This window comes from uncultured Rikenella sp. (assembly GCF_947628055.1).
In the GTDB taxonomy this organism is placed as follows: domain Bacteria; phylum Bacteroidota; class Bacteroidia; order Bacteroidales; family Rikenellaceae; genus Rikenella.
On sequence record NZ_CANQYJ010000017.1, the window covers coordinates 25,585 to 31,778 of the forward strand.

4 protein-coding genes and 1 CRISPR repeat array are annotated in these 6,194 nt (G+C 45.3%); all 4 genes read left to right on the forward strand.

Annotated elements, in window-relative coordinates; genetic code table 11:
• Position 1 precedes the first annotated feature (1 nt).
• The 4 genes from Q0Z93_RS02970 to cas2 are packed head-to-tail and all read left to right on the forward strand — an operon-like array spanning position 2 to position 2,909.
• Positions 2 to 1,057, forward strand: a complete 1,056-nt coding sequence (locus tag Q0Z93_RS02970) for a CRISPR-associated protein Cas7 (RefSeq protein WP_298062403.1) — start codon at positions 2 to 4, stop codon at positions 1,055 to 1,057.
• A gap of 27 nt (positions 1,058 to 1,084) precedes the next feature.
• Positions 1,085 to 1,627, forward strand: coding sequence for a CRISPR-associated protein Cas4 (locus tag Q0Z93_RS02975; RefSeq protein WP_298062405.1), 543 nt, complete (start codon positions 1,085 to 1,087; stop codon positions 1,625 to 1,627).
• Complete coding sequence (cas1b, locus tag Q0Z93_RS02980) at positions 1,624 to 2,640, forward strand: type I-B CRISPR-associated endonuclease Cas1b (protein WP_298062407.1); 1,017 nt, start codon at positions 1,624 to 1,626, stop codon at positions 2,638 to 2,640. The genes Q0Z93_RS02975 and cas1b overlap by 4 nt, the downstream gene beginning before the upstream one ends.
• Positions 2,641 to 2,645: 5 nt before the next feature.
• The gene (gene cas2 / locus Q0Z93_RS02985; protein ID WP_298062409.1) at positions 2,646 to 2,909 is read left to right on the forward strand and encodes a CRISPR-associated endonuclease Cas2; all 264 of its coding nucleotides are present in this window, start codon (positions 2,646 to 2,648) and stop codon (positions 2,907 to 2,909) included.
• Positions 2,910 to 3,118: 209 nt separating this feature from the next.
• Positions 3,119 to 6,147: a CRISPR direct-repeat array (repeat unit 30 nt; unit sequence CCCCTAATCGTACAATAGTTGAATTGAAAT).
• Positions 6,148 to 6,194: the final 47 nt, after the last annotated feature.

The following is a 6,194-nucleotide window of genomic DNA, read 5'->3' on the forward strand; positions in this document are numbered from 1 at the left end:
TATGGATACCCCTTACATTTATTTACGCGTCTTGCGTCATGTGGAGCATACGGTCTTTTGCGTTCAGGACGGTCAGAAATCGTACTATGATCCGACTTTCGGACGGCTCGTAGCGTATTCCAGCGGCCAGCAGGTCAAACGTTCGGTGCTGGAGGCTCTGACCGATGCGTTGAATGTGCCGATGGCGCCTATAACTTTCAATTACGAAATCAGCAAGGATAAAAAACTGGGCAATAAGGAGCCGTGGTCGCCGTGCGATCCGCGCTATGTGGATCAACTGATCGGCGGATGGATGCGGGCCGCTTCGACGGACTATACGGTGAAACGGCGCAGCCCGCTGTCCGTTTCGGCGATGCGGCCCTTGCATCCTCTGCTGGGAGGAATGGAAACGGAAAACCTGACATTCGACCGCAGCGACCGGCCGGAAAACAATCCGGTAAAAGTCCGAATGGGCGACCGGGAACTGACGGAAGAAGAAATAGACGCATTCTTAAAAGACGTACATGCTACTTTGCCGCGCCGTCACTGGATCCCGGACAATAAGCGGGCGAGCGGCCTGTTCGTGTTCGATGTGGCTGTCGATCTGCGTACCCTGTTTTGCGTGTCGCTCAACCAGCACGAGCCGGAGTTGACTCCGGAGATGATCGACAATCTGAAAGCGGAGGGATGGACGGAAAGTGAAAATACTTTCGGCCGTTGTTTGGTCGTGCCGAAAGCCCGGCGGGACGAGATTATCCCGGCATTGGCCCATGCGCTGCTCAATTGGCGGATCACGTCGAATCAGGCGCGCACTTTCAGTCTGATGGAAACGCTGGCGGTGGCGATCAGCGACAATGCCAATACGCTGGCCGGTGCGATCCGGGCGAAATTGATCGAAGAGAGCGATCGGCCCAAAGCGAAACCGATTATCGACGAAACGGCCGGCGCCGAGATCTTCGTGACGCTTCCGGCAGCCGGATATGTCGTCACTTCCATTGAAAGTGCGGATGCGTTGGAGGCTGCCGAAAAAGACCTGACCGACCGTTTGCAGGCATTCGACTACGAACACCAGAGATAAGAGACCTTTGCTTCGGGCTTGCCGGTTATGAAATACGGGGGCAAATACTATAATTACCTGCTTGTCTGCCCGCGGAAGCTGTGGCTTTACGCGGGCGGCTTGGGTATGGAACATGCCTCCGAACGGGTGGCCGAAGGGACGCTGCTGCACGAAACCTCTTATCCGTCCCGGTCGATCCGGTACGAAGAGTTGGAGGTCGGGTCGGTTAAAATCGACTTTTACGATGCCCGCGAGCGTGTGATCCATGAGGTCAAAATGTCCGACCGGATGGAAGAGGCGCATGTGTGGCAGGTCAGATATTATCAGTCTGTGCTGGAACGGATCGGGGTGGAGGGGGTGACGGCCGTCTTGGAGTATCCTGCCCTCAGGCATACGGAGCGCCTCGGGGCTTTGACCGATGAAGACCGGGGAAAGCTGGAGGCGATGGAAAAGGAGATCGACCGGATTGTGCAGGCCGATGTCTGTCCGGCGGTTCCGGCCGGGCGGAAGGGAATCTGCCGCAAATGCAGTTATTTCGATTTTTGCTTTGTCGGAGAAATGTCTGACGACGGTAGGGAGCATGAGTTATGAAACGAAATTACTACCTCTTCAATCCGGGAACGTTGACCCGAAAGGATAATACGTTGAAATTCACTCCTCGCACCGAGGGAGAAGATGGTGTGATGCGCGAAGGAAATCCGAGGTATATTCCGGTCGAGACGGCGGAGGATTTCTATGTTTTCGGCTCGCTGGATGCGCCGAGTTCATTGTATAATTTTCTGGGACAAAACGATATTGCGGTTCATTTTTTCGACTATTACGAAAATTATACCGGATCTTTCATGCCTCGGGATTCGTTGTTGTCGGGCCGGATGATTCTGGCGCAGGCGGCGGCTTATCACTCCCCGAAACGGCGTTTGGAAATAGCCCGGAAGTTTATCGAGGGTGCGGCGTCGAATATGCTCAAAAATTTGCAGTACTATAATCGCCGGGGCAAGGATACCCAGCCGATGAAGGAACTGATCGAGGGCTATATGTCGCAGATTCCGCAGGTGAGGGCGGTGGACGAGCTGATGGGGATCGAGGGGAATATCCGGCAGGTTTATTATCAGGCGTTCGATCTGATTCTGAATGATTTCGAAATGGGGGTGCGGACGAAGCAGCCGCCTCGGAACGAGGTGAACGCTTTGATCTCGTTCGGGAATATGATGTGTTATTCCCAGTGCTTGCGGGCTATTCATCAGACTCAACTGAATCCTACGATCAGTTATTTGCATACACCGGGCGAGCGCAGGTATTCCCTCTCTTTGGATGTTTCGGAGATTTTCAAACCGATCGTGGTGGATCGGGTGATTTTCAATGTATTGAATAAACGACAGATTCAGGAGAAGCATTTCGACCGTAGCCTGAACCGGTGTGTCTTGAATCGCGCGGGGAAGGAAATTTTTGTAAAGGCTATGGAGGAGCGTTTCCTGGAAACGATTCAGCACCGCAAGCTGGGCCGGAAGGTGAGTTATCGTTATCTGATCCGTTTGGAATGTTATAAATTGGCGAAACACTTGTTGGGAATGGAGGAGTACAAACCGTTTAAAATGTACTGGTAGAGAAGATGTATGTGATTCTGGTATATGATTGCGGTGAGAAAAGGGTGGGGAAGATGCTGAAATTGTGCCGGCGCTATTTATCGTGGATTCAGAATTCGGTATTCGAAGGGGAGATAACGGAGGTGAAGCTGCGTGAGTTGGAGTTGCAGGCCCGGGATATTATGGATGCGGAGGAGGATAGCCTGATTATTTTTGAAAGTCGTAATGAGAAGTGGCTCGACAAACGGATTATCGGTCGGGAGCGTGCTTCGGTGGATAATTTTTTATAAGTTGTCTATAGATGCGGAATTATGTGTCGAATAGGATCGAACCGGGCTTATTGCTCTTTGATGTATTTGAGTGTCAATGATTTGTGTAGGTTGTCGAAGCCCCGAGTTTTTCTATGGATTGGGGGTCGACAACTTTTGCATGGATAAATGGATAATTCCTAACTTATAATTATCTGATATACAGTGCATCTTTGACTCTTGATGCACGGCCCCTAATCGTACAATAGTTGAATTGAAATCCGTTCCATGCGTCGAGCGTTTCACGAGTTCAGCTCCCCTAATCGTACAATAGTTGAATTGAAATCTTATGTAGAGGTTAGAGAATTTGCCGGATTGCACCCCTAATCGTACAATAGTTGAATTGAAATCACGCTCCCAGCCTGATGCCTGTTTATCGCCGCTGGCCCCTAATCGTACAATAGTTGAATTGAAATGCACCACCTTTGCATGTGCTTGATATTCATTTTGTTACCCCCTAATCGTACAATAGTTGAATTGAAATGTTATACACTTGGCAACTACAATTCCGTGTGGATCCCCTAATCGTACAATAGTTGAATTGAAATTAAGTCCACGAGCGTTTCTCTGCGCACCCATTATCGCCCCTAATCGTACAATAGTTGAATTGAAATGAAATATGGTAGTATATAATTTATACGACGAGTCCGCCCCTAATCGTACAATAGTTGAATTGAAATAGCCTAATGCCTCTTTTTAGCCGCCGGGTCGGCGGGCCCCCTAATCGTACAATAGTTGAATTGAAATAAAAAAGGATATAAACGCGGCGCCGCCGGACTATATCCCCTAATCGTACAATAGTTGAATTGAAATACAAAAAAAAGAGTATGAAAATTTACACAGAAAAAAGCCCCTAATCGTACAATAGTTGAATTGAAATTATAATGGATCGTTTCGGTTGCGCTTTCGGAATGCCCCTAATCGTACAATAGTTGAATTGAAATGCAATAGAAACGACAGCAGTACAAACAAGCTCAATCCCCTAATCGTACAATAGTTGAATTGAAATCATCGTTCTTCTTTTGATTTGCAGGCTAAACGTGCCCCTAATCGTACAATAGTTGAATTGAAATTAAGCTTGATCATAATCAGAAACAGGATTAGTAGCCCCTAATCGTACAATAGTTGAATTGAAATGATCAAACGGACTTTTCTGAGGCTGAACTCTTTGCCCCCTAATCGTACAATAGTTGAATTGAAATTTCTTTACTGGTCCTGTCTCTTTAGTGAATCCTTTTCCCCTAATCGTACAATAGTTGAATTGAAATTTGTCATATGGTTTCTTCAAGGTGAATCCAGCTATCCCCTAATCGTACAATAGTTGAATTGAAATGTGTTGGACGTTCAGAGTTTTGGTCAGACGCTTGGTCCCCTAATCGTACAATAGTTGAATTGAAATGGGAAAAGTCCTGAAAATAGAGCGGCGGCGGCTCTCCCCTAATCGTACAATAGTTGAATTGAAATAAAATTATACGACCAATTGGCCGAATTGGAGCCGGGCCCCTAATCGTACAATAGTTGAATTGAAATTAAACACTGAGAGAAACGCCTATTTTTTCGTAACTTTCCCCTAATCGTACAATAGTTGAATTGAAATGACGGGAGGTCATAGACGTTACTCCAGAGGAAGTTCCCCTAATCGTACAATAGTTGAATTGAAATCAACAAATCAGCGGTTGCCTCCACGTCGTTCATTGCCCCTAATCGTACAATAGTTGAATTGAAATGAAGGCAAATTCAGTACATCCAGTAACTGAGGTTTTCCCCTAATCGTACAATAGTTGAATTGAAATTTACTATATAGGCGCGTAATTCGTAAATCATTGTGTCCCCTAATCGTACAATAGTTGAATTGAAATTTGTTGTTACTCTTCTTTCAAGTTTGTGATTTGATACCCCTAATCGTACAATAGTTGAATTGAAATCACATAGCGTACAAATTTACCTTTTTTTTGCCACTCCCCTAATCGTACAATAGTTGAATTGAAATTAAGTGAGTACATACATTCCCCGTTTTACTAATCCACCCCTAATCGTACAATAGTTGAATTGAAATGGGCGTTTGTGACCAGCGGAAAAGTCGGAACTGTCCCCTAATCGTACAATAGTTGAATTGAAATCCACCACCTTTGCATGTGCTTGATATTTATTTTGTCCCCTAATCGTACAATAGTTGAATTGAAATTTAATATCGCGCTTAGACGCGGTGATACTGAAAGCCCCTAATCGTACAATAGTTGAATTGAAATCGTTTTTTGGTCGAGGTCGCGAACAAACTTATGACCCCTAATCGTACAATAGTTGAATTGAAATTCTTGACCCTCCGATGAATCGGACGTTGAGAGGGCCCCTAATCGTACAATAGTTGAATTGAAATTTGAGATGCAGAACGCAATGGCTCACGATGTCGACCCCTAATCGTACAATAGTTGAATTGAAATTCGTTGAGAGCTGCCGTAATGATGCGGAGTTTGACCCCTAATCGTACAATAGTTGAATTGAAATTTATTTATCTTGTCTTTATCTTTAGTCTACCCGGCCCCTAATCGTACAATAGTTGAATTGAAATTATTGTGTATGTGCGCAATGTTCGTGAATTGTATCCCCTAATCGTACAATAGTTGAATTGAAATGTCTGATTGTCATCACCTCGCAGATCGGCCCGATACCCCCTAATCGTACAATAGTTGAATTGAAATGCCGTCGGAACCTCCGCAGGCGAACGAAAAACAACCCCCTAATCGTACAATAGTTGAATTGAAATTGAGCAAATCATCGACCTGCTTTCGGACGTCTGTCCCCTAATCGTACAATAGTTGAATTGAAATCACAATACGGGGAACAATATTCAATACAAGAAGACCCCTAATCGTACAATAGTTGAATTGAAATAAACGGAGGAAACCAGACGATGTTCGAGTTTGTCACTCCTAATCGTACAATAGTTGAATTGAAATGTTTCTGTATCGAATCCTTTTCCTTTAAATTATGGATCTCCTAATCGTACAATAGTTGAATTGAAATTGCGATCAACTCGACAGGTTTCTGAGTTGGATGCTCTCCTAATCGTACAATAGTTGAATTGAAATAGGAGTGGAGGTAGGTGAGTTGGGAGGTTGGATTCTCCTAATCGTACAATAGTTGAATTGAAATTCAAAATCACGCTCATAAACTCGAGTATTCAAACAAGCTCCTAATCGTACAATAGTTGAATTGAAATTCAAAATCACGCTCATAAACTCGAGTATTCAAACAAGCTCCTAATCG

Excerpts from the sequence above, each read along its gene's own strand:
- cas1b (WP_298062407.1), top strand. The coding sequence starts at position 1,624 with ATGAAACGAAATTACTACCTCTTCAATCCGGGAACGTTGACCCGAAAG.
- Q0Z93_RS02975 (WP_298062405.1), top strand. The coding sequence starts at position 1,085 with ATGAAATACGGGGGCAAATACTATAATTACCTGCTTGTCTGCCCGCGG.
- cas2 (WP_298062409.1), top strand. The coding sequence starts at position 2,646 with ATGTATGTGATTCTGGTATATGATTGCGGTGAGAAAAGGGTGGGGAAG.
- Q0Z93_RS02970 (WP_298062403.1), top strand. The coding sequence starts at position 2 with ATGGATACCCCTTACATTTATTTACGCGTCTTGCGTCATGTGGAGCAT.